The 26,106-nt window shown below is 63.2% G+C and carries 24 protein-coding genes and 5 pseudogenes; 21 read left to right on the top strand and 8 right to left on the bottom strand.

Annotation, left to right across the window (positions count from 1 at the left end):
- Window positions 1-16: 16 nt before the first annotated feature.
- The 3 genes from QZ656_RS18205 to QZ656_RS18195 all read right to left on the bottom strand — a co-directional run bounded on the left by QZ656_RS18205 (window position 17) and on the right by QZ656_RS18195 (window position 2,334).
- Window positions 17-1,585 carry an IS66 family transposase gene (locus tag QZ656_RS18205; RefSeq protein WP_291992155.1) on the bottom strand — a complete coding sequence of 523 codons (1,569 nt, stop codon included), beginning with the start codon at window positions 1,583-1,585 and terminating at the stop codon, window positions 17-19.
- 78 nt (window positions 1,586-1,663) lie between these two features.
- Window positions 1,664-2,017 (bottom strand): IS66 family insertion sequence element accessory protein TnpB, encoded by a 354-nt coding sequence (gene tnpB / locus QZ656_RS18200; RefSeq protein ID WP_291992154.1) that lies wholly within the window; start codon window positions 2,015-2,017, stop codon window positions 1,664-1,666.
- Entirely contained in the window at window positions 2,014-2,334 is a 321-nt protein-coding gene (locus QZ656_RS18195; protein WP_291992153.1) for an IS66 family insertion sequence element accessory protein TnpB, read from the bottom strand. Before QZ656_RS18195 ends, tnpB begins: the two co-directional genes overlap by 4 nt.
- Window positions 2,335-2,408: 74 nt before the next feature.
- On the opposite strand from QZ656_RS18195, the pseudogene QZ656_RS18190 reads away from it, so the two are divergent.
- Window positions 2,409-2,594, top strand: a pseudogene (locus tag QZ656_RS18190) (IS630 family transposase); the annotation flags it as partial.
- Window positions 2,585-3,112 (top strand): FAD-dependent monooxygenase, encoded by a 528-nt coding sequence (locus QZ656_RS24190; protein ID WP_366522197.1) that lies wholly within the window; start codon window positions 2,585-2,587, stop codon window positions 3,110-3,112. The pseudogene QZ656_RS18190 and the gene QZ656_RS24190, both read left to right, overlap by 10 nt.
- Window positions 3,113-3,394: 282 nt before the next feature.
- Here the strand turns inward: QZ656_RS24190 and QZ656_RS18185 are convergent, their stop codons facing one another.
- Window positions 3,395-3,901, bottom strand: coding sequence for a transposase (locus QZ656_RS18185; RefSeq protein WP_291994716.1), 507 nt, complete (start codon window positions 3,899-3,901; stop codon window positions 3,395-3,397).
- A gap of 397 nt (window positions 3,902-4,298) precedes the next feature.
- Between QZ656_RS18185 and QZ656_RS18180 the strand changes: the two genes are divergently transcribed.
- From QZ656_RS18180 to QZ656_RS18105, 16 genes and pseudogenes are all read left to right on the top strand, one after another.
- Window positions 4,299-4,640, top strand: coding sequence for a hypothetical protein (locus tag QZ656_RS18180; protein ID WP_291991894.1), 342 nt, complete (start codon window positions 4,299-4,301; stop codon window positions 4,638-4,640).
- A gap of 97 nt (window positions 4,641-4,737) precedes the next feature.
- Window positions 4,738-5,583: pseudogene (locus QZ656_RS18175) on the top strand (DDE-type integrase/transposase/recombinase); the annotation flags it as partial.
- 138 nt (window positions 5,584-5,721) lie between these two features.
- Window positions 5,722-6,081: a hypothetical protein gene (locus QZ656_RS18170; protein ID WP_291994715.1), complete on the top strand. Its 360-nt coding sequence runs from the start codon at window positions 5,722-5,724 to the stop codon at window positions 6,079-6,081.
- Between the two features lie 89 nt (window positions 6,082-6,170).
- Window positions 6,171-7,871 (top strand): IS66 family transposase, encoded by a 1,701-nt coding sequence (locus QZ656_RS18165; RefSeq protein WP_291991655.1) that lies wholly within the window; start codon window positions 6,171-6,173, stop codon window positions 7,869-7,871.
- Window positions 7,868-8,725 carry a DUF4338 domain-containing protein gene (locus QZ656_RS18160; RefSeq protein ID WP_291991636.1) on the top strand — a complete coding sequence of 286 codons (858 nt, stop codon included), beginning with the start codon at window positions 7,868-7,870 and terminating at the stop codon, window positions 8,723-8,725. The genes QZ656_RS18165 and QZ656_RS18160 overlap by 4 nt, the downstream gene beginning before the upstream one ends.
- A 74-nt stretch (window positions 8,726-8,799) precedes the next feature.
- Window positions 8,800-9,690, top strand: a complete 891-nt coding sequence (locus QZ656_RS18155) for a tyrosine-type recombinase/integrase (protein ID WP_291994714.1) — start codon at window positions 8,800-8,802, stop codon at window positions 9,688-9,690.
- A 20-nt stretch (window positions 9,691-9,710) separates the two neighbouring features.
- Entirely contained in the window at window positions 9,711-10,628 is a 918-nt protein-coding gene (locus QZ656_RS18150; protein WP_291991599.1) for a tyrosine-type recombinase/integrase, read from the top strand.
- Window positions 10,621-11,616: a tyrosine-type recombinase/integrase gene (locus QZ656_RS18145; RefSeq protein WP_291991600.1), complete on the top strand. Its 996-nt coding sequence runs from the start codon at window positions 10,621-10,623 to the stop codon at window positions 11,614-11,616. The genes QZ656_RS18150 and QZ656_RS18145 overlap by 8 nt, the downstream gene beginning before the upstream one ends.
- Before the next feature lie 107 nt (window positions 11,617-11,723).
- Window positions 11,724-12,335: pseudogene (locus QZ656_RS18140) on the top strand (IS481 family transposase); the annotation flags it as partial.
- A complete protein-coding gene (locus QZ656_RS18135; protein WP_291994713.1) occupies window positions 12,332-13,177 on the top strand; it encodes an ATP-binding protein in 846 nt (281 codons plus the stop codon). The pseudogene QZ656_RS18140 and the gene QZ656_RS18135, both read left to right, overlap by 4 nt.
- A 157-nt stretch (window positions 13,178-13,334) precedes the next feature.
- Window positions 13,335-13,601, top strand: coding sequence for a hypothetical protein (locus QZ656_RS18130; RefSeq protein WP_291991609.1), 267 nt, complete (start codon window positions 13,335-13,337; stop codon window positions 13,599-13,601).
- 337 nt (window positions 13,602-13,938) lie between these two features.
- Complete coding sequence (locus tag QZ656_RS18125) at window positions 13,939-14,490, top strand: transposase (protein ID WP_291994712.1); 552 nt, start codon at window positions 13,939-13,941, stop codon at window positions 14,488-14,490.
- 280 nt (window positions 14,491-14,770) lie between these two features.
- Entirely contained in the window at window positions 14,771-15,202 is a 432-nt protein-coding gene (locus tag QZ656_RS18120) for a hypothetical protein (RefSeq protein WP_291993034.1), read from the top strand.
- A gap of 86 nt (window positions 15,203-15,288) precedes the next feature.
- Window positions 15,289-15,513 (top strand): annotated as a pseudogene (locus QZ656_RS24185) (ParB/Srx family N-terminal domain-containing protein); the annotation flags it as partial.
- Window positions 15,514-16,189: 676 nt separating this feature from the next.
- Window positions 16,190-16,309, top strand: a pseudogene (locus QZ656_RS18110) (helix-turn-helix domain-containing protein); the annotation flags it as partial.
- Window positions 16,310-16,566: 257 nt separating this feature from the next.
- Complete coding sequence (locus tag QZ656_RS18105; RefSeq protein WP_291994100.1) at window positions 16,567-16,953, top strand: hypothetical protein; 387 nt, start codon at window positions 16,567-16,569, stop codon at window positions 16,951-16,953.
- Here the strand turns inward: QZ656_RS18105 and QZ656_RS18100 are convergent.
- The 3 genes from QZ656_RS18100 to QZ656_RS18085 form a co-directional block, all read right to left on the bottom strand.
- On the bottom strand, window positions 16,912-18,990 hold the full coding sequence (locus QZ656_RS18100) for a recombinase family protein (RefSeq protein ID WP_291993197.1): 2,079 nt from the start codon (window positions 18,988-18,990) through the stop codon (window positions 16,912-16,914). The genes QZ656_RS18105 and QZ656_RS18100 overlap by 42 nt on opposite strands.
- Entirely contained in the window at window positions 18,987-19,730 is a 744-nt protein-coding gene (locus QZ656_RS24180; RefSeq protein WP_366522195.1) for a helix-turn-helix domain-containing protein, read from the bottom strand. The genes QZ656_RS18100 and QZ656_RS24180 overlap by 4 nt, the downstream gene beginning before the upstream one ends.
- 170 nt (window positions 19,731-19,900) lie before the next feature.
- Complete coding sequence (locus QZ656_RS18085) at window positions 19,901-20,398, bottom strand: DUF5372 family protein (protein ID WP_291993194.1); 498 nt, start codon at window positions 20,396-20,398, stop codon at window positions 19,901-19,903.
- A gap of 48 nt (window positions 20,399-20,446) precedes the next feature.
- Between QZ656_RS18085 and QZ656_RS18080 the strand changes: the two genes are divergently transcribed.
- From QZ656_RS18080 to QZ656_RS18070, 3 genes are all read left to right on the top strand, one after another.
- Window positions 20,447-20,959, top strand: a complete 513-nt coding sequence (locus tag QZ656_RS18080) for a hypothetical protein (protein ID WP_291994711.1) — start codon at window positions 20,447-20,449, stop codon at window positions 20,957-20,959.
- A 2-nt stretch (window positions 20,960-20,961) separates the two neighbouring features.
- Complete coding sequence (gene istB, locus QZ656_RS18075) at window positions 20,962-21,783, top strand: IS21-like element helper ATPase IstB (RefSeq protein ID WP_291993031.1); 822 nt, start codon at window positions 20,962-20,964, stop codon at window positions 21,781-21,783.
- A gap of 428 nt (window positions 21,784-22,211) precedes the next feature.
- Window positions 22,212-22,424, top strand: coding sequence for a hypothetical protein (locus QZ656_RS18070; protein WP_291994710.1), 213 nt, complete (start codon window positions 22,212-22,214; stop codon window positions 22,422-22,424).
- 1,349 nt (window positions 22,425-23,773) lie between these two features.
- Here the strand turns inward: QZ656_RS18070 and QZ656_RS18065 are convergent.
- On the bottom strand, window positions 23,774-23,911 hold the full coding sequence (locus tag QZ656_RS18065) for a hypothetical protein (protein ID WP_291994709.1): 138 nt from the start codon (window positions 23,909-23,911) through the stop codon (window positions 23,774-23,776).
- Window positions 23,912-26,106: the final 2,195 nt, after the last annotated feature.

Below are 26,106 nucleotides of genomic sequence, written 5' to 3'. Positions count from 1 at the left end.
CCTTCCCTTGTGCAGATCAGGCGGGTTGTTTGATGGGTAACAACTCGTCGATGCGGCTATTGGGCCAGGTGGGGAGTTTCTCGAGCGTGTCGGTGAGCCAGGCCATAGGCTCGATACCATTCAGTCGGGCGGTGGCGAGCAAGGACTGAATCACTGCGGCGCGTTGGCCGGCGGCCTCGGAACCGGCGAACAGCCAATTCTTTTTCCCCAGGCAAATCGGGCGGATGGCATTTTCGACGGGGTTGTTGTCGATCGGGTAGAAGCCATTCTCGGCATAGCGGGCGAAGGCCGACCAGCGCCTCAAGCTGTAGTCGATGGCCTTGGCAAGGGCGCCGCCGTCGGCGACCGAGCGGCGGGTGTGCGAGAGCCACAGGTGCAGAGCATCAAGCCGCGGCTTGCTGTAAGCCTGGCGTAGCTCGGCCCGTTCCGCCGCCGTTTTCTCCTTGGCCTGCGCTTCGATCGCATACAACTCGCCGATCCGACGCACCGCCTCCGCGGCGATCGGGTTGCCATTCGCCTTGTGCAGGTCGAAGAACTTTCGTCGCGCATGCACCATGCAGGCGAGTTCGATCGTGCCGCCGCGAAACAGCACTTTGTAACCGGCGAAATCATCGACCATCAAGACCCCTCGCCAGCCGTTCAGGAAGTTCACCGCATGCGCCCCGGCCCGGCCCGTCTGGTAGTCGAAGACGACGATCGGCGGATCGGTGCTCAGGTCATTGCTGCGGTAGGCCCAGAGATACGCACGTTTGGTTTTTCCCTTGCCCGGGTCGAGTTGCTGTACCGGCGTTTCGTCCGCATGCAGCATCGTTCCTTGACGCAGCAAGTCGGCGAGGCGATCGCCGAGCGGTTCAAGCGCGTAGCCGATGCGCCCGACCCAGTCGGCCAGGGTCGAGCGCGCCAGCGATACCCCCGAACGAGCCGCCTGCTGCTCCAGACGATAGAGCGGCAGGTGATCGGCGTACTTGCTGACCATGACCCAGGCCAGCAAGGCCGGCGCGGCCAGGCCGCCATCGATCACCGACGGCACGGCCGCTGCCGCCGTCACGGTCGCGCAGGGGCGGCAGGCGTACTTGGGGTAGATGTGGCGATCGACGAAGAACTCGGCCGGAACGATATTGAGCTTCTCGGTCACGTCCTCGCCGATCAGTACCAGCGCTTGACCGCATTGACCACAGGTGCACGTCTCGGGCTCGTGCCGGTGCTCGACGCGCGGCAGCTGTGCGGGCAGGGGCTGACGGCCAGCACGTTCGCGCTTGGGTTTTTCGGGAAGCGGTTGATGCGGCCCCATTTCGGCCGCCTGGCGTTCTTCGGCCAGGCGCGCTTCGCAGACGGCCAGGTCCGCCGCCAGCGTTTCATCGAAGAGGTCTCTGTTGCCGGCGATCAGCGCTTCGCTCTTGACGCCGAATTTCATGCGGCGCAAATGCGCCAGTTCGAGCGTGAGCTTCTCGATTTTGACGTCGCGCCAGTGAATCTCCGTGGCCCGGGTACGTGCGTTTTCGACCAGGCCACCGACCCGCTTTTCCATCCACGCCAGCAGTTCTGGCGAGGGGTCAAAGGCGGCAAGTTCGGTGGCGAAATCCATAACAGATTATACCAAACAGATCGTCCGGAAGGGGCGCAAGTAGCCGCTTTTGCTAGCTTTCTTATCAAGCACAGGTGCTTAGACCTGCCAGTGCGCCGGTGCGGGCGCGTCGCGACGCTGCCAGTCCACGCCGGCGATCAGCCACCGCCATTGGGCCGCTGTCAGGGCGCATACGGGGTCGCCGGCTTGGGGCCAGGTGAAGCTCCCGCGGTGCAGTCGCCGTTGCGATAACCAGACGCCGGCGCCGTCCCAGAGCAGTAGTTTGAGGCGGCTGCGCTTGCGATTGGTGAAGGCGTAGGCGCTGCCGTCGCAGGGGGAGCGCCCAAGGCTGTTCTGCAGGCGAGCGGATAGGCCATCAATGCCCAGGCGCATGTCCACCGGTTCGATCGCCAGCCAGACGCCGGCCAACGGGCGGCTGAGCGGGGCGATCATGAATGTTCAGCGCAGAGCGCGGCCAACCACGTGGCCGGAGGCAGCGCCGCAAATTCCAGGCGCCAGCCGGTGGGCGTGTCGAGCGACAGGCTCGGCTGTGCGCTCGGGCTATTGCCGATCTTCACCGCCGGAATCAGCGTCAATGGCGTCTCGGCTCCAGGCGCGCTTTCGCCTCTTGCCAGGCGAAGGTGCCAGTAGCTGAGCGAGTGCTCCTTCAGCCCTTGACGGTGGCAATACGCCTTCTGGCTCTCGCCGCTCGCCCGCCAGGCACCCACATGCGCGCGCCAGTACGCTTCCCGCTCCGCGTTCTTGTCCATGTCTTCCTCTCGTCGAAAGTCGTCAGCTTGAACGAGAGCAGGGATAACTTATAGATGGTCGGGCTGGACGCTTACTTTGGTTCGGCATCTTCCAGCGCAAGACCCTGAGAAACGCCAGCTTCTCGAGCCTGGATCAACTCGTTGCCGCCATTCACAGCTTCACCGCGGCTTACAACCAGAACGCCGCCCCATTCGCCTGGCGAAAGCGAGAGGTCAAGGGCGCGCAGCTGCGGAATACTATCGTTAATCTATGCAATTAAACACTAGTGCAATCTGGTCCATGCATCGAGGTGCCTGGTTTTTTCTTCAGCCTGTGAGTCACGCGACCGCCGTGCTTCAGCGAGTCCCTGCAGGGGCCGTGGAACTGCCACCAGAGATCGGTCAACGGCTCGGTGCTCGCAAGTCTTGCTGGCTGCGCTTCGACGCGTCCCCAGCTCTGACGACACCGATGCAACGTCAAGGAGTGTGGGCCGTGGGTGACGCTGCTGTGTCCTTCGATCCGATGGGTGGGGATGGAACCGGGCATGCCCTACGCGGGGCCGTGCTGTTGGCCGCATGCCTTGTCGCAGTCACAGGCGGGGAGCCTCTGGAGAAGGTGGCAGAACACTATGAGGGAAGAATTCGTTCGGCATATGCGGATCACTTGGCACGGTGTTCCGAACTCTACCGGACCGGCTCACTTGCGGCTATGGCAGTTCGCAACACCAAGCCGGAGGACTTGCGCTCTGACAGCGATAGGTACCGGCTCGTTCGGACAAGGTTGGTCGCGCGCGCCTAGTTGGGATCCTCTCAGAAAACGGAAAATAACGCACGTTAAGCTTCGGTCCCAAATTCCGCGATTGGAATTCTTGCCGACCTGATGCCGGGGCTCTGCCCTACGCTGGAGCACCTCAAGGCGCGAGTTAGCCTGCGCCAGAGCGTGCTGAAGGTCGCTGAGCAGTCAAAAGCGGGACGAAAGGATCCCAATGGCATTGCTGACGCGAATTCTGGGCGAACCGATCCTCGCGCATCGCGGCGCGGGGGAGTTTTTTCCGGCGTGTCGAGAGAGAACGGGCGCTTGCTATGGAGGACTTGCCATGGCCTGCGCGAAGCTACGGGTGCGAATGCTGTGGAATAAGTCGACGGTGTCGCCGGCGACCTTCAACACCCATGCCCCGGCATGGCGCACGACCTTGCCCGGCAGATGAAACAGACGCCAGCGAACGGTAGCGACTTTGTGGCGTTGCCAGGCGGTGTCCAGGGCGGCCTGCTTGAACAGGACGAACAGGTTGTGGGCGATGACGCCGATGCGGAAAAAGGCGGCGTTGGCGGCAAACTGTCCGCAGGGCATGCGCTCCATGCCGAAGCCGATCTTCAGTTCCTTGATCCCGTTCTCGGAAGTTTCGCCGCGCTGGCGATACCAGATCAAGGTGTCTGCGGTCGATTCGACCCGATTGCTGACAATGACGTGGTATTTCGGTGCGTCGTCGAACAGCTCGGCCTGCCGTCGATATTTGACGACGATCAAGCGGAACGCTTTCCTGGTCTCGTTCATGCTGTGCAGCGTTTCGGCAACGGCACAGTCCACGTAGTTTTTCCAGGCGGCTTCGGGGATTCCGGCTGAGCACGGTCACCAATCGTGGTGGAATTCGCTGCCTGACTGGTCAAGCAGGGTGATGTTGAGGTGGTGACCCCCCTCAGGGGGCTTGAACAAACGCACCCGTTGGGGGAGTCTCTGGTTTCGACGCCAAGAGACCATTCCAGTGTGCCATGCCCTCCTGCAAAATCCCCAATTTTTTCGATGGTTGCTGCGCGTTGACACGGAGCTGGCGGACGAGGCGCGAGCGGCAGGATGTGCGTGCGGCGGCGTTCTGCACCGCGCTGACTATCCGCGAAAGCCCCGTGGGTGCCCGCCGGAAGCGCGTGCCGACTTTGCTCGGCGGTTCAGCTTCTGCTGCAACGCTTGTCGTCGTCGGACGACCTCGATGTCCGTACGTTTCCTGGGCCGGCGCGTCTATCTGGCGCTGCTGGTAGTGCTGGGTTCTGCCCGGCATGCCGGGCAGAACCCAGCGGCGGCGCGGCTCTCCATGACCCTGGCGATTCCGTTGCTTACCCTGGCGCGTTGGCGTCAGTGGTGGAAAGAACAGTTTCCGCTGACCGCGCTATGGCAAGCGTGTTGTGCGCGCTTCATGCCGCCGGTAACTGACGACTTCCCGAGCCGTTTGCTGGAACGTTTTGTCGGCGACGCCACAGAAGCCATGGGGCATTTCCTCCTCTTTCTGGCGCCGATCACGGTCCGGCCGAGCACGTTGCGTGGGGGGTGCTGATGACCCGCAGAAGATGTCGATAGGCCCGTTCCTCAAGGGCTTGTAGCCTTCACTTCCCGTCCTGGTGCCGCCGGCACCGACCTTCTGGAAGACCCTTTTGACCTCTCACATCGATCCCCTCAAACGCGATCGCTGGGCGCGCCTGCGCTTTGCGATCATCGGCCCCTTGCTGGCGGCTCCGCCCGCCGCCGGCGAGTTATCCCCGGCGCTGCGCGCCCTGTCGACCAAGTCCTGGCGGCATCCGGTATCAGGACAGGAGGTGTGCTTTGGCGCCTCGACAATTGAGCGCTGATACTACGCGGCCCGCGCGGCCGCCGATCCGGTAGCGGTTCTCAGGAATCGCCTGCGCAGCAACGTCGGTCGGTTCAAGAGCATCACGCCCGTGGCCATCCAGATTCTGACCGCCCAGTACCACGAGCATCCGGGCTGGACGGTGCAACTGCACTTCGACAACCTCCGTGTCGCCCTGGCCGGGACCGACTCTTCCCTGGCGTCGTATCCGACGATCCGTCGCTATCTCAAGGCCCGGGGAATGTTCCGCCAGGCGTCCGCCAAACGGGCAACCGCCGGGGCGCTGTTGGCCCGGGATCGGCTCGACCGGCTGGAAGTCAGGAGCTACGAAGTCGACTATGTCGGCGCACTCTGGCATCTCGACTTCCATCACGCCTCACGCAAGGTTCTGACCCGAACCGGCCTGTGGGTCAAGCCGCTGCTGTTTGGCGTCATCGACGATCGCTCCCGGCTGGTCTGCCATCTGCAGTGGTATCTCGACGAGACCGCCGAGAGTCTCGTGCACGGCTTGTCGCAGGCCTTCATGAAGCGCGGATTGCCACGAGCCCTGATGACCGACAACGGCGCCGCCATGCTCGCCGAAGAGACCGTCAGCGGCCTCGCCCGTCTGGGTGTCGTGCATCAGACAACCTTGCCGTATTCGCCCTATCAGTATGTGGCGCTCAGAAATATGTGGCGACGAATCCGGCACCCCGCTTGGTTGCGGGCGGTCGGTCAAATTTACGCCACATAAGTTTGCGCGGATCAGGATCACGATGATCGTCCATCTTGTTGAAGACGGAGATCGATCATGATTGAAGAGCTATTCAAGCGCCCCACGGCGCTGGCGCGCTACCGGGAAGGCCCGCTTGCAAAAGCGCGAGAACAATTTCTCGACCGATGTGCCAACGATGGTTACTCACGCTCGATGCTGCAGAAGATCGCTTGGGTACTCCTGGCCGTCGCAGAGGGCCTTGACCTTGAGCATGGGAAGGTCAGTACGCAGGACATTGAGCGCGCTGCGGACTGCAGACGACGGTTGAGACATCAGCCCATCCGTACCGAGGACTCGGTGTGGACACGCCAGATGTTTATCCACTTCGCGACGGAATGGCTGCGATACCTGGACTGCCTTCAGCAGACCGAAGGTAAGTATTCGGTGAACCCGTAGCCCCCGCTTTTTTGGTCGGCGTGGTTCAGTCAGCGATTGGCGGGTAGACCGGAAATCTGGACTGGACACAGCAGCGGAAATCCGGCACCATGCGGCGCATGGACACGGGTGCGGACATCATTGGCGGAGGATCGGCGGCAAGTCACCGCCAAGTGGCGCCGTTCGCCGAGGTGTTGGTGACGCTAACCAAGGAGCAGGAAATCAAGCTCCGTTGGGAGGCCAGCTTCTGGCGGAGCCAACATCGACAAGCGCTGGTTCGGTTGGCGCAATCGGAGGCAGCTCATCGGGTGGAAATGGCGCAAGCGGCGGCGCGCGAGGCGGCCTTGCGCAGCGAACTGGAGCAGGCCAAGGGCAAGATCCGCGATCTGCAAAAACGCCTGTTTGGTCGCAAGTCAGAACGCTCTTCGGGAGCCGAGAAGAACCCGGCGGCGGACCAAAAATCGTCGCGAGCTCGAGGTCAGCAACCGGGAGCAGCGGGTCACGGGCGGAACCCGGAAAGTCACTTGCCGACGCAGATCGAGGTCATCGACATCGACTGCCCGCATTGCCCGGACTGTGGTCTGGGCTACGTCGACTTTCCCGGCACGGAAGACAGTGAAGTCCTCGAGATCGAGGTCAAGGCCTACCGCCGGAAGATCTGCCGGCGGCGCTACCGGCGGACCTGTCAGTGTTCGGGCGCGCGGGGTATTCTGACCGCGCCACCGCCGGCACGATTGATCCCGCGTGGAAAGTACGGCGTGTCGATCTGGGTGCACCTGCTGCTGTCGAAGTTCTTGTACGGCCAGCCGACGCATCGGCTTCTGCGAGACTTGTCCGACCACGGACTGACGCTCTCGGCAGGAACGGTGGCCGGCGGACTGCGTGCCTTGGCACCGCTGTTCGAGCCGCTTGAAGAAGCACTGCTTGGCCAACTACGCAGCGAGAAACAGTGGCACGCAGACGAGACCCGCTGGCGGGTCTTTGCCGAGACCGAAGGGAAGGTCGGACATCGCTGGTATTTCTGGGTGTTCCACGGCCCATCGGTCATCCACTTCGTGCTCGACCCGAGCCGCTCGGCGGCGGTGCCGATCCGGGAGCTCTCCGGTAGCGCCGGAGGAGTCATCATCTGTGATCGCTATTCGGCCTACAAGAAGCTCGCGCGAGTCCTTGACCACTTCATTCTGGCTTTCTGCTGGGCACATCAGCGGCGTGATTTCCTGGAACTGGCCAACGCCCATCCGGAGCTCGCGGACTGGGCACTGGCCTGGGTCGAGCAGATCGCTCAGCTCTACCACTTGAATGGACGGCGCCTGGAAGTCCGTAGCGACCCAGTACAGTGGGCCGAACGCGACCGCGCCTTGCGGCAGGCGATCACGCAAATGGCCAGTCAACGGGAAAGCGAACTGGCGAACCCGGCGCTCAAAATGCCGGCGAGCAAGGTGCTGCGAAGCATGCGCAAACATTGGTCCGGCCTGACCGTCTTTGTCGACCGCCCCGAGGTGGCGATGGACAATAATGCCGCCGAGCGCGCACAGCGCACGCCGGTGGTCGCACGCAAGAACTTCTATGGGTCGGGCAGTCTCTGGTCCGGCGCACTCGCCGCGACGATGTTCAGCTTGCTGCTGACGCTGCGCTTGTGGGGAATCAACCCGCGCACCTGGCTGACGGCGTATCTGGAGGCCTGCGCCGCCAACGGCAACCTGCCGCCGACGGACTTGAGTGCCTTTCTGCCCTGGGCGATGGCGACCGATCGACTGGCTCAGATGCGTGGCATCCCGGTCGATCAGAGCCGTCCCATCGATAGCTCGTGAAGCCTTATTGCGGGCGTCACTTTACCGACGACGAACTGCAGGCCCTCTGCCGCCTGATCGAAGCCCATCCTGGCAGCAGCCGCGCGCAACTGTCGCGCCAGGTGTGTGAGCTCTTCGACTGGCGTAAGCCCAATGGCGAGCTGAAGGATATGACCTGCCGGGTGGCCATGCTGCGTATGCAGGCCGACGGCCTGCTCACCCTGCCGGCGGCACGACGGGCCGCTCCTCGCCAACCCGAGTATCTGCCTACTCACGCCACCGATCCACAACCGTTGCTCACTCAGCCGGTGCATGAACTGCCGCCGCTGCGTCTGCATCAGGTCGTCGGTTCGGCGAACTCGCGTCTGTGGAACGAGTACATCGCCCGCTACCACTATCTCGGCCACACGCCCATGGCGGGCAGTCAGAGCCGCTACTTCGTCTTCGCCGGCGAGACCCTGGTCGCCTTGCTCAGCTTCGGCGCCAGCGCCTGGAAACTCGCCGCGCGCGAGCAATTCATCGGTTGGCACGATGAGCAGCGACAAAGGAACCTGCAACTGGTGGTGAACAATGCCCGCTTTCTGATCCTGCCCTGGATCCAGTGCAAGGGCCTGGCCTCCAAGATCCTCTCGCTTATGCAGCGGCAACTGCCCAAGGACTGGCTGGCGCGCTACGGCTACCGCCCCGTACTGCTCGAAACCTTCGTCGAGACGCCCCGCCATCGCGGCACCTGCTACCAGGCCGCCAACTGGATCAAGGTCGGTCAAACCGCCGGGCGAGGCAAGAAATGCCCCACCAGCAAGTCCATCCTCCCGATCAAGGACATCTGGCTCTACCCCCTTCACAGAGCCTTCCGATCAGTCCTCTGCCGCTAACCCGCCTCGGCAATGGCGCTGGCGCGCTACGGGTTGGCCGAATACTTACGACCGAAGAGGCACCGAACGCCTTCATGGCTCAGATTGACGCCTTTGCCTGCCATATGCGCGACGAACGAGGCCTGTCGCCAGTGACGATCAGCACGCGTTGTGAGCGCCTGACCTGGTTCTTTGCCGGACTGTGCCCGCCCCGGGATACGTTGAGCGCGATTACCGTTGCCGATGTCGACGCCTTCATTGAGTCGAAGAGTAAGAAAGGTTGGACACGTGCCTCTTTGGCCGCGTTGTCCAGTTCGTTGCGCAGCTTCTTCGCCTTCGCCGAAGCCCGCGGGTGGTGCCCTTCGGGAATCACTGCGGTCATCGAATCGCCGCGGCTCTATACCCGTGAAGGTATCCCGGAAGGCCCAGGCTGGGACGACGTCCAGCGCCTCCTTGTCGCCACAAGCGGTGATCGACCGGCAGATATTCGCGACCACGCCATCCTGATGTTGCTCGCGGTCTACGGCCTGCGGCGAGGCGAGGTCGCGGCGTTGCGGCTGGACGATCTGGATTGGGAAGGCGAGTCGATCCACATCACGCGACCCAAGCAACGTCGTGCTCAGCGTTATCCTTTGCTGCACGCCGTGGGCGAGGCGATCTTGCGCTACCTGCGCGAAGTGCGACCGCGCTGCGGGCATCGGGCATTGTTCTTGACGCTCGGCGCACCCATTCGCCCGCTGTCGGCGCCGAGCATTACGCCGGTTGCGCATGCCCATCTGAGTCGCCTGGGCCTCACCCTGTCGCCACGTGGGGCGCACTGTTTGCGGCACGCCTGTGCCAGCCACCTTCTCGCGTCGGGCTTCTCCCTGAAGCAGATTGGCGACCATCTCGGACATCGCAGCGCCAATTCGACCCTGAGCTATACCAAGGTCGACCTGACGGGGCTGCGGCAGGTGGCCGAACTCGATCTGGGGGCACTGCTATGACGCTCTCCGCGCAGGTTTCCATGTACATCGCTCATAAGCGCGCCTTGGGATACAAGTTCGAGACCGAGGAGGCGATCTTCAAATCCTTCTGCCGGACCGTCGGTGAAGGCCCACTGGCCAGCGTTGAAGGCAAGTCCGTGCTCGCTTTCCTGAACGGCGACGGACCGGTGAGCGCGTACTGGGTCAAGAAGTACCACGTGCTTTCGGGGTTCTACCGCTTCGCCCTGGCACGTGGTTTGGTCAGCAGCGTGCCGTTGCCGTACAGCCTACCGAGGCTGGACACTCCCGTCTTCGTGCCCTACATCTACTCCCACGACGAACTCAAGCGCCTGCTCGACGCGGTCCCCATCGCCTGTACCGGCCGAGCGCCAATCGACGCGTATGTCTTCAGAGCCTTGCTCTTGCTGCTCTACGGGGCGGGGCTCCGCATCAGCGAAGCCGTCTCGCTGAACATCGCTGATGTCGACCTCGAGCAAGCCCGCCTGATCGTCCGGGGGACGAAGTTCTACAAGAGCCGGCTTGTGCCACTGGGCAAGGATCTGACGCATGTCATGAGCGAGTATGTGGGCAAACGCAACGACCGCCACTCAGGCGGCGGGGACACGCCGTTCTTCTGCTTCCGGAACGGCGCGCCGCTGAGCAAGTCTGCCGCGCGCTGCACCTTTCGACGCCTGCGAACTGCCGCCGGCGTTGCCCGCGACGGTGGCTCAAGAGAGCAGCCACGACTCCACGACTTGCGTCATTCGGCCGCCGTTCATCGGCTCGTCGCCTGGTATCGCAGCGGCGCAGACCTGCACGATCTCCTGCCCAAGCTGGCGACCTACCTCGGCCACGTGAACCTGTCGGCCACGCAACACTATTTGACGATGACGCCTGACTTGCTTCAAGAGGCAAGCCGGCGATTCGAACGTTACGCCATGGAGAATGATCATGACTGACCACGCTTTGCTCGGACCTTGGGTCCGGCGTTTCCTGATCGACTATCTGGTGCAGGAGCGCAACCTTTCGATCAACACCCAGAGAAGCTATCGCGACATGCTGGCGCTGCTCCTCCCCTACGTTGGCGATCATCTCAAGAAATCGGTGGACCGACTGACCGTCGAAGATCTGTCGGTAGATCTGGTCCGCCAGTTCCTCGCTGATCTGGAAGCGAGGCGTCGCTGTATCGCCGCCACTCGCAATCAACGCCTCGGCGGCCTTCACGCCTTGGCTCGATTCATCGGCCAGAACAGTCCCGAGCACATCGCGTGGTGCGCACAGATCCGGCTGATCCCCTTCAAGAAAACGGCTCACCCTGGCATCACCTATCTCGAGAAACCGGAAATGGATGCGATCCTGGCGTCTCCGGATCGCCATACCGCTCTGGGTCGGCGCGACTACGTGCTGTTGCTCTTCCTCTACAACTCGGGGGCGCGCGCGAGCGAAGCGGCGGAGGTCCGGGTCAGCGCCATTGACTGGTATGCTCAATGCGTTCGAATCACCGGCAAGGGTAACAAACGGCGTGCCTGTCCATTGTGGCCAAACACCTTGGATGAGTTGCAGTTCCTGGTGGCAAACCGCGCGCCGGAGCAGCGTCTGTTTCTGAACCGCAACGGTCAGCCTCTTACTCGCTTCGGCATCCATACGCTGGTCGAACGCTACGCATCCAGAGCTTGTGCGCAATCACCGTCGCTGGCCAGCAAGCGAGTCAGCCCGCACGTGATTCGCCACACCGCGGCAACCCATCTGCTACGGTCCGGCGCCGACATCAACACTGTCCGTGCCTGGCTGGGTCACGTTTCGCTCGCCACGACAAATCTCTATGCAGAGACCGATCTTGCGACCAAGGCCCGTGCACTGGCCATGTGCGCGCCGGCGGCAGAGGGCGCGATCAATAAGTCCTGGCGCCAACAGCCAGACCTGCTGGCTTTCTTGCGCGGTTTGTAGACAAAGTTTATGTGGCATTTGCCCGGCTCCCGGCCTCGTGTCTTCAAGAGAATGAGGCCCGGGGCCACATATCTTTGAGCGCCACATACTGATAGTTACGTGGCCGGCCACGTAACTATCAAAATGCCAAACAGGAATCGTTTTGGGGGCGCATCGAAGGGCGCCTGATGGCGATGCTCGAAGGCGAGAAATTGCTGACGCTGGACCTGCTCAATCAGGCCAGCCAGGCCTGGGTCGAACAAGAGTACCACCGTACGCTCCATTCCGAGATCGATGCGACCCCCTTGGCGCGCTATCTCGCTGGGCCCAGTGTTCGCCGTGACTGCCCGGATACTGGCACGCTGCAGGCCGCCTTCCGGATTGAGGTCGCGCGCCGCCAGCGGCGTGCCGATGGCACGGTCAGTCTGGCTGGCATACGCTTCGAGATCCCCGCCAGTTATCGGCACCTGCCGGTGGTTCATCTACGCTACGCCCGCTGGGACCTCAGGCACGTCGATCTCGTGGATCCGAGCACCGGCGTCGTGCTGTGCCCGGTCAAGGTGCTCGACAAGTCGGCCAACGCCGACGGTCAGCGTCGGCACCTCGCGCCCGTCACGACAGAGGCTCTGGCGCCGCCGTCTACCGGGATCGCGCCGCTGCTGCGCCAGCTGCTCGCTGACTACGCTGCGACGGGCTTGCCGCCTGCGTATTTACCGTCCGCCGACAAGGAGCCGGCATGAACCATCGGCTCCTCGCCCTCTACGGGCTGAAGTGGAATCCCTTCTCCCCTGAATTGCCAATCGAGGTCCTCTTTGTTCCGCCCCGGATCGAGAACTTCTGCTGGCGAATCGAACACGCTCAGATCCGCGAAGGGGGCTTCGCGATGATCCACGGCGATCCAGGCACCGGCAAAAGCGTGGCCTTGCGCCTCCTGGCCGACCGTCTGGGAAGTCAGTCGGACGTCACCGTCGGCGCGATCAACCATCCGCAGAGCAACCTGGCCGATTTCTATCGCGAAATGGGCGACATCTTCACCGTGCCCTTGCGCCCGCATAACCGCTGGGGTGGCTTCAAGGCGCTGCGCGAAGTCTGGTTCGCGCATCTGGAAACGACCCGTCGCCGGGTGGTGTTGCTGGTCGATGAGGCGCAGGAGATGAGTCCGGCCGTTCTTTGCGAGTTGCGCCTGCTCGCCAGTGCGCGGTTCGATTCGCAGCCGCTCCTGTGTGTGGTGCTGGCCGGCGATGCGCGTCTCATCGAGAAGCTGCGTCGTGAGGAGTTGATCCCGCTCGGCTCCCGCATCCGTACCCGCCTCGCCACCGAGTATGCGTCGCGTGACGAGCTACTCGCCTGCCTGACCCATCTGCTGAGCCGCGCCGGGAACGCCAGCCTGATGACCCCCGCACTCTGTCATACGCTGTGCGATCACGCCGCCGGTAACTACCGCATCCTGACCACCCTCGCGGCCGAACTGCTCGCCGCCGCGGCGCAGCGTGAGTTGCCGCAACTCGACGAGAAACTTTACCTCGAGGTCTTCGCGTCACCCGAGGCCCCTGCGCTGCGTCGTGTGGCGGCCGGCCGGTGACGACCCTCCCGCCAGGCGACGGGCCCGCGCTGTTGTGCGATCACGCCCCAAGACCCTTGACCGCTGCCCCGGGCGGAACGACGCCTGCGGACCTTGGGAGGGGCTACCGCAGAACGTTCGGTTCTTCCCGTGACGGGCACAAAAACAGGAGGACAAGATGACCGAGCCCTTGGTGACCGTCACGAAAAGAGGCCGCCCACCCCAGGGCGAGCGAGCGATGACAGACCGAGAGCGCAAGCGTGCCCAGCGGATGCGCGACCGAAGAACGGTCATTGACGCCATCGGCAATGAGACCGACGCGCCACTTCGGGCGCTGCTCGACCTCCTGGGGCGAGTGGAGGTATCCGACCCGGCTCGTTCTTCAGCCCGACGGGCGTGGCTGGCTTTCGGTCAGCGGTACGGATTCATGACGGTCACGGAATGACCAGCGGCGACAGGAACGACGGACGGAAAGTCCGCTCGGGAGGCGTCGTCTTGGCCCTCTCGACGAACGAGCCGACAGAAGGGGGTGGCTCTTTGACCAGGAAAGGCGTCAAGAGGACCGTGGAATAAATGGGCCGGCTTCATCGGCCCGTTTATGCCGCGAAAGCCTCTTGACGCCTTGGAGGGTCCCGATGCTTGCGAGCAGTTGCCGGGGAAGTACTTGTTCATCCCCGGCGGCTGCCTCGCGACGAGCGCGGGGTCTGGGGCGGAGCCCCAGGGTCGCCTACCATCACCCCTACCAACCATCGCCGTAGGTGAACATCAGAACATCAAATCGGGTGATCACACTCAGCCACGAGATAACACTGTTGCGCGACTACGACCAGTCCGAGCAGGCCATGACCCGTCACAAGGATGCCCTGTGGCTGGTCGACCGCGCTTTCATCGACGCGGCGTTCTGGGATAGCCGGAAAAAGCGCTTGGGCGTGACCCTGATCACGCGCATGAAAAGCAGCCTGTGCATCGATTCTACCGAGCCCTTGCCGGTGGCGGACCTCCCGGCCAACGAAGGCGTGCTCAAGGATCTGCGCATCACCCTGCGCAGTTCCCGGCAAGACTGGCGCTTGATCACCTTCCGCAGCCGGCGTGGGCATCTCGTGGAGTTTCTGACCAACGAGTTCAAGCTCGAACCCGGCCTCATCGCTTTCCTCTACTCGCGCCGCTGGGAGGAGGAGAAGTGTTTTGACACCTGGAAGAACGACTTCAGCCAGGCCAAGGCCTGGGGTGCCAGTGTCGCAGCCATCGAAAATCAGGTCCGCCTGGCCTTGACGCTCTCCGGAACTGACCCGCTCTTGCTCACCAAAGCTGACCCATCAAGCGTGACCCAGTGAGCCCGTGTTGAGGCCCGTAGTGGTTCCCGGGAAGCGAACTTCGTAGCTCCGCCCCAGGCTCAGTCGGCAGGCATCGCCCGTTGGCAACGCGGCAGCGCGTGTAGCTCCGGCTGCCCGACCTTCTGATTGCGCGGTCAAGCCCCTTCGCCAAGCTCGCCGCGTCCGTGCAGTCCGACCGCCGCCAGGTTGCGGTCAGGCCTCGCCAGATCTCCGGCTCCGCGACAGGAAGCCCGGCACGGGCCCATTCTTCCCGCACGACGTCGTGTGGGGAGAAACCGTCATGGAATTCCGACAGTGCGAGGCGTGTCACCAGCCGTTCCGGCCGCGTCCGCAGAACCCCGACCAATGCTTCTGTTCGGCCGCCGCCTGCCAGCGCGAACGGCGACGGCGTTGGCAGGCGGCCAAGCGCCAGAACGATCCCGACTATCGCGATAACCAGAAGCGTGCGCAGAAGGCCTGGGCGGAGCGTCACCCCGACTACTGGCGGGCGTATCGAGAGCAGCATCCGGAGTACGTCGCACGCAATCGGGCTCGGCAGCGGGAACGCGCGCCCGCCCCGGCCGGCGTTGCAAAGATGGACGCGTCAATGGCTGAAACAGGCTTTTCCTCAGGCACTTATCGCCTATCGCGGGTAGTGGACGCGTCGCTTGCAAAGAAGAACGCGTGGATGGTTGAAATCACCGTTATTTCAGCCGCTTGCGCCTCGCCCTGAGGCCCCTGCCGCGGCTTGCAAAGAGAGGACTCGATCGCCTTGCGGCGGTCGCCTCGCTAGGCTGGATGCCATAGGAGGTCAAGCGCATGGATCACACGGCCGCTACGGCTCAGACTCTGGATTTGCACCGCCTGGAGTTGCGCTACGCCGATCTTCGCGTGCTGGATACGGCGGCGATCACGCGTCTGGCCCAATCGATCGCGGTCAATGGCCAGCTCGTCCCGTGCATCGCGGTCGCCGGCGAGGGCAACTCGGCGATCCTGCTCGACGGCTATCGACGCGTCGCCGCGTTGCGGCAACTCGGCCGGGATACGGCCGAGGTCGAATGCTGGGACGGCGATCCGGTGCAAGGCCTGCTGGGCGTGTTGGCACGAACCCGCAGCCGCGCGTTTGCGCCGATCGAAGAAGCGCTGCTGCTGCGCGAACTGATCGCCAGCGGCCCCCTGAGCCAGCATGAAATCGCCCGCCGCTGCGGCCGCGACGTGAGCTGGGTCAGTCGCCGCCTGCAACTCGTGACGGTCCTCTCGGATGCGGTGTTGACGGCGGTACGCCAGGGAAAGGTCTCGACCTGGGCGGCGGTGCGGATTCTCGGCCCGTTGGCGCGCGCCAACAGCGCCCACGCCGAACAGCTACTGGAGAGTTTGCACACGACGCCGCTGACGACCCGGCAGCTGGCGACCTGGTTCGCGCACTATCAAGGCGCTTCGCGGACGGTGCGCGAGCGGATGGTCGAGGCGCCGCAACTGTTGCTCAATTCGCTGACCGCCAAGGCCGACGAGAAGAGCGCCGAGCGCCTGCACCAGGGTCCAGAAGGCGAGGTGCTGGCCGACATCCGCATTCTCGACGCGGTGGGCGCCCGCTTGACTCGGCGTCTGTTCGCCCTGGCGCCCTCGCCAGCGGAGCTGCCGCCCGCCATCACCGCCGCGGTCGGCGCTTTGCAATTGGCGCTGGCGTCTCTCCAGTGCCATCTGAGGAAGGTATGCCCCGATGAAATCGCCCGAAATTCATCAAGCCGTGCAGACACTGCGTCAGCAAGGTCTGGCGCTGCGCGAGATCAGCCGGCTCTTGAAGCTCTCGCGTAACACCGTTCGCCGTATCTTGCGCTCGCCCGTGGCGGCTCCGCCCGATACCGCAGAGGGTGCGCGGCCAGCCGCGTGCCCGGCGCCTGTCGCGTGCCCGGCGCCGGTTCGGCTGTGGCTGGTCTCGGCCTTCGAGCGCGCGCGCGGCAATGGGGTGCGGATCCAGGAGATGCTGGCGGCGGAGCTGGACCTGCGTCCGGGCTACAGCACGCTGACCCGCTGGATCCGCGAAGCCGATCTGCGCACGCCGCCGAAACGCGCCGGCGAATATTACTTCGCCAGGAGATGCAGCACGACACCTCGCCGCATCGCGTGATCCTGGCCGGCAAGCCGCTGACGGCGCAATGCGCGTCACTGATCCTGGCGTACTCGCGGCGGCTCTTCGTTCAGTACTTTCCGCGTTTCACGCGTTTCGAAGCCAAGCAGTTCCTGCTCGAAGCCGTCCGTTTCATGGCCGGCAGCTGCCCGACCTGCGTCATCGACAATACCAGCGTGATCGTCGTCGCCGGGGCCGGCGACGAGGCCGTGTTCGCGCCCGAGATGGTCGCCCTGGCACGTACGCTGGGCTTCGCTTTCCGCGCGCACGCGGTGAACAAACCCGATCGCAAGGAGTGTGCTGCATATTGCACCTCATGCGGTATGTGCGGGGAAACTTCCCTCGCGGGTGGTTGATTTGCCTGTGGTTTTGCCTTGATGTTGATGCTTGATCGGCGTGTCAGAATCAGGCAGTTCGAAGAGGTAGCCGCCCCTGTCGTCATACTTGTGCGCTTTGAGCAGGCCGGCGCGGCGCCAGTATTTGAGGGTGTCCGAACAGATGTCGAGACGCTGTGCCATTTCATGCAGGGTCAGCAAGCCACGTGTCTGCAGGCGATCATGACGACTGGGGAGCGCATAGGCCATTCGGATGTGACGAACCATCAGGCGATGCAAGGGTTTGCCCTCGCCCGAGAGCAAGCCCTGGCCGTTGAGCAAGGCGGCGATTTCGCCGTCGGTATGATCTTCCAGGAGTCGGTCAATCTCGGCCACCACCTTGGCCGGTGTCTGGCGCAGCAGCCAGGCCGGCTTGGGCGGGGGAAGGTGTAGCGTGTGCGTCGCACCGCCGTGAAAGCGCACTTGCGCCCGGACCCCGCTCTCCTTGAGCAAGGTGACATCGGCAATCAGCAGGCGAGCCATGCGTTTGCGCTCCCGGTCAGCCGTATGGGGATCGTTCCACAGTCGCGGGAAGTCTTTCGCCAGCGCCAGGATGGCGGCGCGCTGCTGGTCGTCGAGCCCGGTCTCGCTCTCGCGCTGTTTGTCGTAGTGCTCCTGGGCCGCCGTCTGGTTGCGCAGCGCCTGGTTCCATTCCGCTTCCAGCGAGTCGGCGACCAGGCGGTTGTCGGGATCGCAGCGCATATACCGGCGGCGTGCCAGATCGGACTCGTAGCGTGCCCGTTCAACGGCTTGACGGCGCAAGCGGTCGCTTTCCTCGGAGCGACTCTCCAGTTCCTTCTGCACGGCCAGCGCCACCTCCAGGGTGACCGGGGTCACCGCCTCCACCAGCAAGCGGCCGATGGCCGCGTCGAGTTCGCCGCCCACGATCTGCTGACAGATAGGTTCGGCATGCGCGACACCGTGGTGCTGACAGAGATAATCCGGCACGCGCCGTGCGCCTTGCAGGTGATAGCGCACGGTCATGCGATCACCACACTTGGCGCAGATCAGCAATCCCTGTAGCAGCGCCGGCCCTTCACGCGGCGGGCCCCGATCACGCCCCGCGGCCGGCCCCTGGGTATTGTCACGCAGGATCTGGAGGTTCTGCTCGTACTCGTCCCAGGTGATGTACCCGGGGTGGGCGTCACGAATCAGCGCGATCCATTCTTCCGTCGGCAGCCGTTGATGCTGGCAAGAACCGTCGGGCCGTTTGCGTACGCGCGTGCGTCCAAAGCAAAAGGCGCCGGTATAACGCGGATGATGCAGAAGCCATAGCGCGCGCGAGTGTTCGAGATCAGTCCACAACAGCTCGCCGGTTTGGGGGCCGCGGTAAATCCGGTGCGGGAAGCTCAGCCCTTCGGCACGAAAGGCCTTGACCGTCGCCGTCGCCGAGCCGGTGCGCCGAAACGTCCGGAAGAACTGGCGCAGGCTTTCCTGAACACGGACATCGGGATCCAGACGGACGCGCCCGGCCGGATCGTAGTCAAAGCCAATCGGCAAGCGCATCTCCAGTTCGCCACGGCGTGCCTTGTTGAGGATGCCGCCGCGTAACCGGGCCCGCAAGACGTGCAGCTCGGCTTCGCTCATCGTTCCCTTCAGACCGAGCAGCAAGCGATCATTGAAGTGCGCCGGGTCGTACACCCCGTCCTCGTCCAGGATCAGCGTGTCGGCCAGCGCACAGATTTCCAGGAGGCGGTGCCAGTCGGTCGAATTGCGCGCCAGACGCGACACTTCCAGGCCCATGACGATTCCCGCCCGCCCCAGACCGACCTCGCTGACCAGATGCTGGAAACCTTCGCGATCCACTGCACTCGCGCCCGATTGCCCGAGATCAGAATCGATGACGATGACTTGATCGAGACGCCACCCCAGCGCCACGGCCCGCTCGCGCAAAGCATACTGGCGCTTGGTACTCTCGGTATTCTCGAGGACCTGGCGCAGTGTCGACTGGCGCACGTAGAGATAGGCATTTCTCTTGAGGTGTCGTGCCTGCACTTTCGCGTGTGTCTCACCCATCATGGCTGGCTCTCCCTTGCCATCGCCAGCGTCATGTTGGCGACGAGATGAATCAGGTTCTGCTCGATCCCCGCCGGTAAGCGCGACTCACTTGGCGAGGCGGCGGGGATCGGACGCGGGGCGGTCTCGTCCGCGCCGCGCATCCAGGCCGCCATCCCTTTGAACATCAGCAGCGCGCGCCCGTGCACACCGCGCCCGCACAACTCGACCACGTCTTGCCGCAAGGACTCGTAACGCTCGGCCAGCGTGTGGCCACCGATCACCGTAGCGGCTTTCATGGGTGTTTTTTTTTGCTCCGGGCCAGAGCCCGTTCCACGGTCCGCCGATGGACGGCCAGCCCGAAGTGCTGCGCGATCCTCTCGACCAGAACCTGGGCCTCCAGGCCTTCTTCCTGGGTGCGTGCCGTTTCGATGAAGGCCATCACCTCGGCGGTGATCTTGTGCGGTCCGTGCGGGTCCCCGTTTAGCCGGCAGCAGCCCCGCCAGACCGGCCCGTTCGAAATCTGCCTGGACCTTGTAGAAAGTCGGCCGGGAGACCCCGAAGCGCGTCGCGATGTCGGCAATGCTCTGACCCTCGGTGCGTACCCGACGCAGCATCTCGTAACGCACCTGCACCAAATCCCGCGCATCGAAGAAATCGCTGCCGATGAAGGCGGCATCCTGCACGTCCTGCGCATGCGGATTCACGGTGCCGCTCTCTGCCAGCGCAAGGAGCTTGAGGTCGGGTTTGAAGGAGTGGGCCATGTGTAATTTAAATTATGTCAAACATTGCACGACGTCAAGGGATATTTGTGAGAATCTGACGATAACCCAAGGATTATTATCCACTATATGCCCGCCAATACGCCTTCTAGAGGCCGGACCACGAGCCTGGCCTCGTCAAACAAGGCATAATTGTCTTTACATCGACGGCATTATTTACTTGACACTTTCCGCGACCGCGGACGCGCCCTGAGGGCACCCTTGGCCTCGTTCTGGCGGGCAATCAGCGCCACGAGGTGCAAGAGGTGGTCGACGCGGAAGTGCGAGCGTCCGGCCGACACCCTCTCGAACGGATCTGGCGCAACCGCGTTGGTCCAGGCGGCCGTCAGGCGGCGTACCCGGCCACTGTCATCGTGAAAGTAGACGCGCTCCTCGCCCCAGGCATTGCGCCGCTCGATCAGAACGAACTCGCGTCCGAAGAGGGGGTGGAAGGGATGGGTGACCTGAAAGACTTCTTGCCCATCGACTGCATCACGTGCAGTCGGCTGCTCATTTGAAGGGGAGGATTGAAAGACCTTTTTCCTGGATCGAAGGCAATTTCCTGGCCGGCCGGACGTTCCGCGATTTCGCCGACCTGAACGCGCAGGTGCTGGCCTGGTGCGAGAACGTCGCCAATGCCAAACCGAAGCGCGCTCTGGGGGTGGCGCCAAGCGCCGCCTACGCCGTCGAGAGGCCTTGCCTGCAGGCCGCTGCCGGCGGTGCTGCCGCCGGTCTATCAAGTCGTCGAGCGGGTGGTCGATCTGCAGGGCTTCGTGTCGCTTGAGACGAATCGCTATTCGGTGCCCGAGCGCTGGGTGGGCAAGGCGCTGAGCGTCTATCTGTATGCCACCGAGGTCAGGGTCTGCCGGGGTGAGCAACTGCTCGCCGTGCATGCCCGCCTGCTTGGCGTGCGCGATACGAAGCAGAAGCTCCCCGGGCATCACCCGACCCCGCAGCCGCGGCCGCGCACGCCGCCTCGCGAGGCGACATTGTTGCAGGGGCACGACCCGCTGCTCGATGCGTATGTCGCCGCGCTGGTCCGGCAGGCGCATGGCCGGGGGGTGCGACCGCTGCGCCGCTTGCTGGACTTCAAGCGGACCTATCCGAAGGAGCCTTTGCTGGCAGCCGTGGCACAGGCGCTGCAGTTCGGTCTGTTCGACATGGGTCGCCTGGAGCACATGATCCTGCAGCAGGTGGCGGGGGATTTTCTTCAATCTCGACGATGGAGGTGATGATGCGTGAGCGTCTGAAGGCTTTGCTTGGGCAGATGCGCTGGTCGGGGATGGCGGCGGTGCTCGATGCGGAACTCGATTTGGCCGAGCGCCAGGGGACGCCGGTTCCGGAGGTGCTCTTCCGTCTGCTCGGCGCGGAAGACGCGGCCCGACGTGAGAAGAGTCTGGCTTATCGCCTGAGCCAGGCGCATTTGCCTTGGCCGTGGACCTTGCAGTCGTTTCCGTTTGCGCGGCAGCCGAGCGTGAACAAGGCGCAGGTGATGACGCTGGCCGGACTGGAATTCCTGCGCCGGGGCGAGAACGTGTTGTTGATCGGTCCGCCGGGGACCGGCAAGTCCGGGATCGCGCTGGGATTGCTCCGTGAAGCGTGTCTGAACGGTTATCGCGCACGCTTCTTCAACGCGCAGGCTTTGCTCGACGCCTTGTATGCCTCGCTTGCCGATCGCTCGACGGTGGGCCTGCTCAACCAGTTGTGCCGCATGCCGCTGATCGCCATCGATGAACTGGGCTACCTCAACCTGAAGCCGGAACAGGTCAACGCCTTCTTCCGCCTGATGGATCAGCGCTATAGCCTGGGGCTGTCAACGCTGATCACGACGAATCTCGATCTGCCCGACTGGTACGAGCTGTTTCAGAGGAAGCCGCTCGTCGATGCGCTGCTCGACCGACTTCAGCATCGTTGCATCATCCTGCGCTTGAGCGGACCTTCTCTGCGCAGCGAGCCAGGAAGCGCCCCGACGATCGCGACGGCGGCCTCGGTAGCGGCGGCGAAAGGCTCGGCGTCGAGGAGCATCGCCCCAACGAACGAGTCCGCGGCGTCCTGAAGGCGCGGCGGCGTGTGCACTGGATCGCTCGCCGGCGGCTGAGCTGCTCGCCCGCTCGCGCCCTGACCGCCGCCGGGAGGGTCACCATAATCAGTAGCTGAAACGGCGATCGGCGCGAATTCGATCCACGCAAACACCCGTCTCCAGGGCAGTAAGCCCGATACTGCCGCGCTTACTGCCACCCCTCAGTCTCGCGCCCCTCCGCGGCGTCAAGGGAGGCTTCGCCAGGCTGCAAAAAGCCGCAGCCTGCCCTTGACCCAGCTCCGAGGCCTCCCTGCCGCACGCGCCAAGCGCATCCATTTACCGTCAAAAAAATCCCCGTCGGACGGAGCGTGTCGCCGCGCCGCCGCGCCGCCACAAAACCTCATTCGATCACAGCCGGCATCGCGCAGATGGCCGACTCCTGCGCATCTCCTGGATCCGTTCTAGTGAGCGAAAAAGGGTCAGGTTTCGTGAGCGTCGAGGCGCTGGCGATTGTCACCAGCCTCCTGGTGGCCCTGCTGTTGCACCGCAAAATGGGTCAGCACGGAATCGAGGACGAGAAAGCATTGCGCAAGCAGGACCGGCGCCAGACCTCCGCGACCGACGAACCGATCGCCCCGACTGGAGCACCCCGGTATTCCGCTACACCTCGAAGGTGAGCCGCCAGGTCCTGCGCTTCTTTCAAGCACTGTTTTCACAAACCGGCCTCGCAGGCGCTTTATGAGGCCCAGCTGCGGCCATTGTTATTGGCATACCTATGAGGCAACCGGACACCGTTGCTCGAAAAGCTTGGGCCGAGGAGTCTGATTACCGTGAAAGAACACCCTCCTGAAGGCGAGCGAATCTCTGGCACTTGATGCCATTGAGAGCAACAGGCGGGAAGAGTAGCTTCAGGCGGCAGCGGGGATAAAACCGTGCTTCCTTGAGCATCTTCAACCAGCGAGGGGGCGTTGCGTGCAACGATGGGCTTTCGAATCGGTTGCCGATCCCGGTATGCGTCCCCTGTCGGCTGATCAACAGGAAGAACCGTTTTGAGAATCTTGTGGGGCGATTTGCGACGATTGCGCCTATCTCGTCGCAAGCGAAGCGCCCGAACTGGGACTTGAAAGCACATATCGCGGTCCTGACTGGTCCGCGTGCGCTGAACTGGCAAGCAGGCGGGCGGACCCATGGGTTACCTTTTCGTATCCCGTCCGTTCTTTCGCTTGCCGGCGGACTCGTTGTTGCCATGACAAAGCCCACCCAGAGTCCAGTCGTATCAACCGCTCCGAGACGCCTGTCATGACACGATCTCGACCATCAGCAAGGCGCAAGCAACCGACGGGCGGCGATGCGGATGGTCGCACCAAATGCCAGCGTGCTTCGTAGGTGTCATTATCGAGCAGATACGTCGAAACGATCCCGTACGGCTTTCGAGCTCCTCGATCTTGCGCGATCATTCAGGCCGCACGAAGCGTTGTCTTCCGTTGAGTTCGCCGTCGAGCGCGGTCGAGCAGATTCCGATACCGGTCGGCCTTGAGACGTGTGACCGCGAGCATCAACACATCGGTCGGGAGAGTGCTCTGGCGATCAGACCGCCTTGACCATCGCCCGCCCGGCTAGCCGTGGATTTCCGCTCACCCCACCGCAAACGAATGCCGCCCTCGAGAGAGCTTGTGCACGCGGTTCTTCTCGCTTCGAAAAGGTATCCGCCCACTGGCTGTCGTTGTCGTCCGCCCGACGTGGCGCAAGCCCGAAACTGGTGCCCTGGCGGACAAAGGACGCGCGTATCATGCCGCTCTCGCCAGCATCGGGGCCAGCCATGCGCATCCGCCCAGTTCCGTCTTGGCGGCCGGGTACGGTCTTCACGGCCGGCTCTCATTGAAACCACCGTCGCCCTATACGGATCCCGACCTGGTTCCATTCTGCGCCGCATGCGGCGCTCTCCAGGAGAATGCCGGTGCTTGTACTCCATGACGGACCAATCTCGGCGCCGTGAGCGGCGCCACCATTCGCCATCGCCTGGCGGTCACGCTTGAAACCACCAAACTCGGCCAACCTCGACACTCGTCTGGCCGGCCTCATCTTCCGTGATCGCACAGGCCGTGATCTTCGCCTGATGAACGTCCAGCCCGACGACACGCTTGTACAGTTTCGCCAGTTCCATCCGTTACTCCTTCCCCGTAAAGTCACGAACGGGTGGGAACGGCGCTTGACCGAAAACAACCTGCAGGGTTGCCCCTGCGGCCTTTTTACCGTGCGCTCTCTACGAGGCAATCCGGGGTACGAGTCGGTTCAGCGGGTCACGTTAGGCATCGGGGTCCCAACCACCATCTCATTGCTCGACCTCTGCCGTTTCCACCCACTCGTATTTTCTTTCATCATCCGGGTGGCGCGAGCCGCCTCACGCAATGACCGTAGGGTGCCGGACGTACCAGCTCCGGCGACGCTTTGCGCAGCGAACCGTCCGTCTGTCAAGCTAAGCGCAGCAGGTATTGGCGACGACGCTCGATAAGCGACCCGGGTATCGACGCACGGGGTTTGACTGGGAATTTGATGCTGGGGTCCGCTGACGTCCTACAACCTTGATCTGGTATCGCCTCTCGGCGACACTTCCGAGAACGCGATCAAGAACTGAGGGTCTATGTCGTTTTCGTGTGGAACGGCGACAACCGACCTGTGTGTGGCTGCGGCTACATGTCCACCCCGACCAGCGGCGTTGCGAGCGTTGGAAGCGCTGTCAGGGCGGGCGAAGCCCGACGAAGCGAACCCTTTATGCGCCAGAAACGCTAGTAGCTCAGGCTTGGGGCTGGTGCGGTTTTTTTTTCTTCCGTCCCAGGCCTCTGAGCCCGCCCCACGAGTCGTCCGCGGCGAGACTTCCCGCCCTCGGGGGCGGGTTCAGGGGTGGGGGCGCCCGAAGGGCTCGGCACAGCCTCGGCCCCGTTCCACCCGAAACGACACAACCCGGAACCTGACTATTGGCTTCGGCAGAGCGCATGCCCTCTGACAGTGTGCCGCAATAGCCGCCTTCCCGCATCGGCGTCAATCACCCACAAGCAGTTTTCGTCCTGTTCAAGGCATGCCGCCCTCCGACAACCGCCGGAGCGCACAACGTCGTTACGTTCGCTGGCTTCTGTTTCATTCATCGTCTGTCAGTGGTGCGCATGCCGGCTCGTGGTATGACTGCTGCCGCAGCGCCCTGTCAAAAAACGATCCACCCTTCGTATCCGTACTTCGCACAGGCCATGACAAGTCCCTTCCAGAGCAAGCGGCCCGTCTTCTCGATACCCGAAACATCGCTCGGCCCCTAGAATTCGCTTCAGCATGCCATGGTGCACCTCGCGCCAGCTTTGACTTGCTAGCGACCTTCGGCACGCTCTGGCGCATGCTAACTCGCGCCTTGCGGTGCTCCAGCGCAGGCCAGGCCCCGGCATCAGTCGGCAAGAAGCCTATCGCGGAATTTGGCTTTGCTCTCTCATGACTTCGAGGCGCTCCTGATAGAAACCAGACATACGTCTGTCGCGCCAGGTTCTTCGCTGGCCACCCTTTTCGTACTCGTCAAGAAAATCTGACCGAAACGCCGTCAAGAAAGCTCCTTTCCTGTTTTCCCTCCTATTTCGGTCGCCAGCACACCGAGCTACTTTGCGGCAGTTACAGCGTTTTCACCGCAAACCCCCTGCCTGGCCTCGCTGCAGTTGCGTGTTCCACGCTCCTTGGGTTCAACGCTTCGTTTGCGCTGTTTTCGCACGGCCCCCAGCGGATCCGTTTTTCAACTCGCTGACAGACCGCTCTCGCACTGTTCGAGTGACCTGACGAAACTTTAACCAGCCTTGCCCGTCGAGGAAGTCCGCAGAAGCCGCGCACCGGGGCCGACGTGCCGGCTTCTGTCACGCGTTAGAAAATAATTAAAGGAAAGGCCAGCATGGTTACATCGCCGATTACGCAGGCGTACTAATTTTCATCGCCGGGCGGGCTTCCTGATTGCGACGCTGTCGTCTGGTACGTCAGCAGAGCGCGGGGCTTACCATGGCCAGCCGCGGTATCGACCACATGTTCTTTAACCTGTCAGGCTACCGAGTGACATCGAACAAGGATGCATAGCTAGCAGGCCTGACGGGCGGTAGGTCCGGATGCGTGAGAGCTTGTGATTATCGAGCAATTTGAACCACCGGACCTGGGGATCGCCACGACGTCTGGGCGACCGGGCGACCGAAGTCGCTGGGCGGGCGGTGGTGATTCAATGAACACGAATCGCGGCCGCCCTTCCGAAGTAAACCTTCTGCTAATAATACCATAGCCTGATGGGAACGCCGGGCGCACATTGCCGGCCCCTTCATCGAGCAACTGGAACCCGGCATCAAG

It is taken from the genome of Candidatus Accumulibacter sp. ACC003 (assembly GCF_907163085.1).
Lineage (GTDB): Bacteria > Pseudomonadota > Gammaproteobacteria > Burkholderiales > Rhodocyclaceae > Accumulibacter.
The sequence above is the reverse complement of the archived record's forward strand: the minus strand, read 5'-3'. Positions and strand labels throughout refer to the sequence as shown.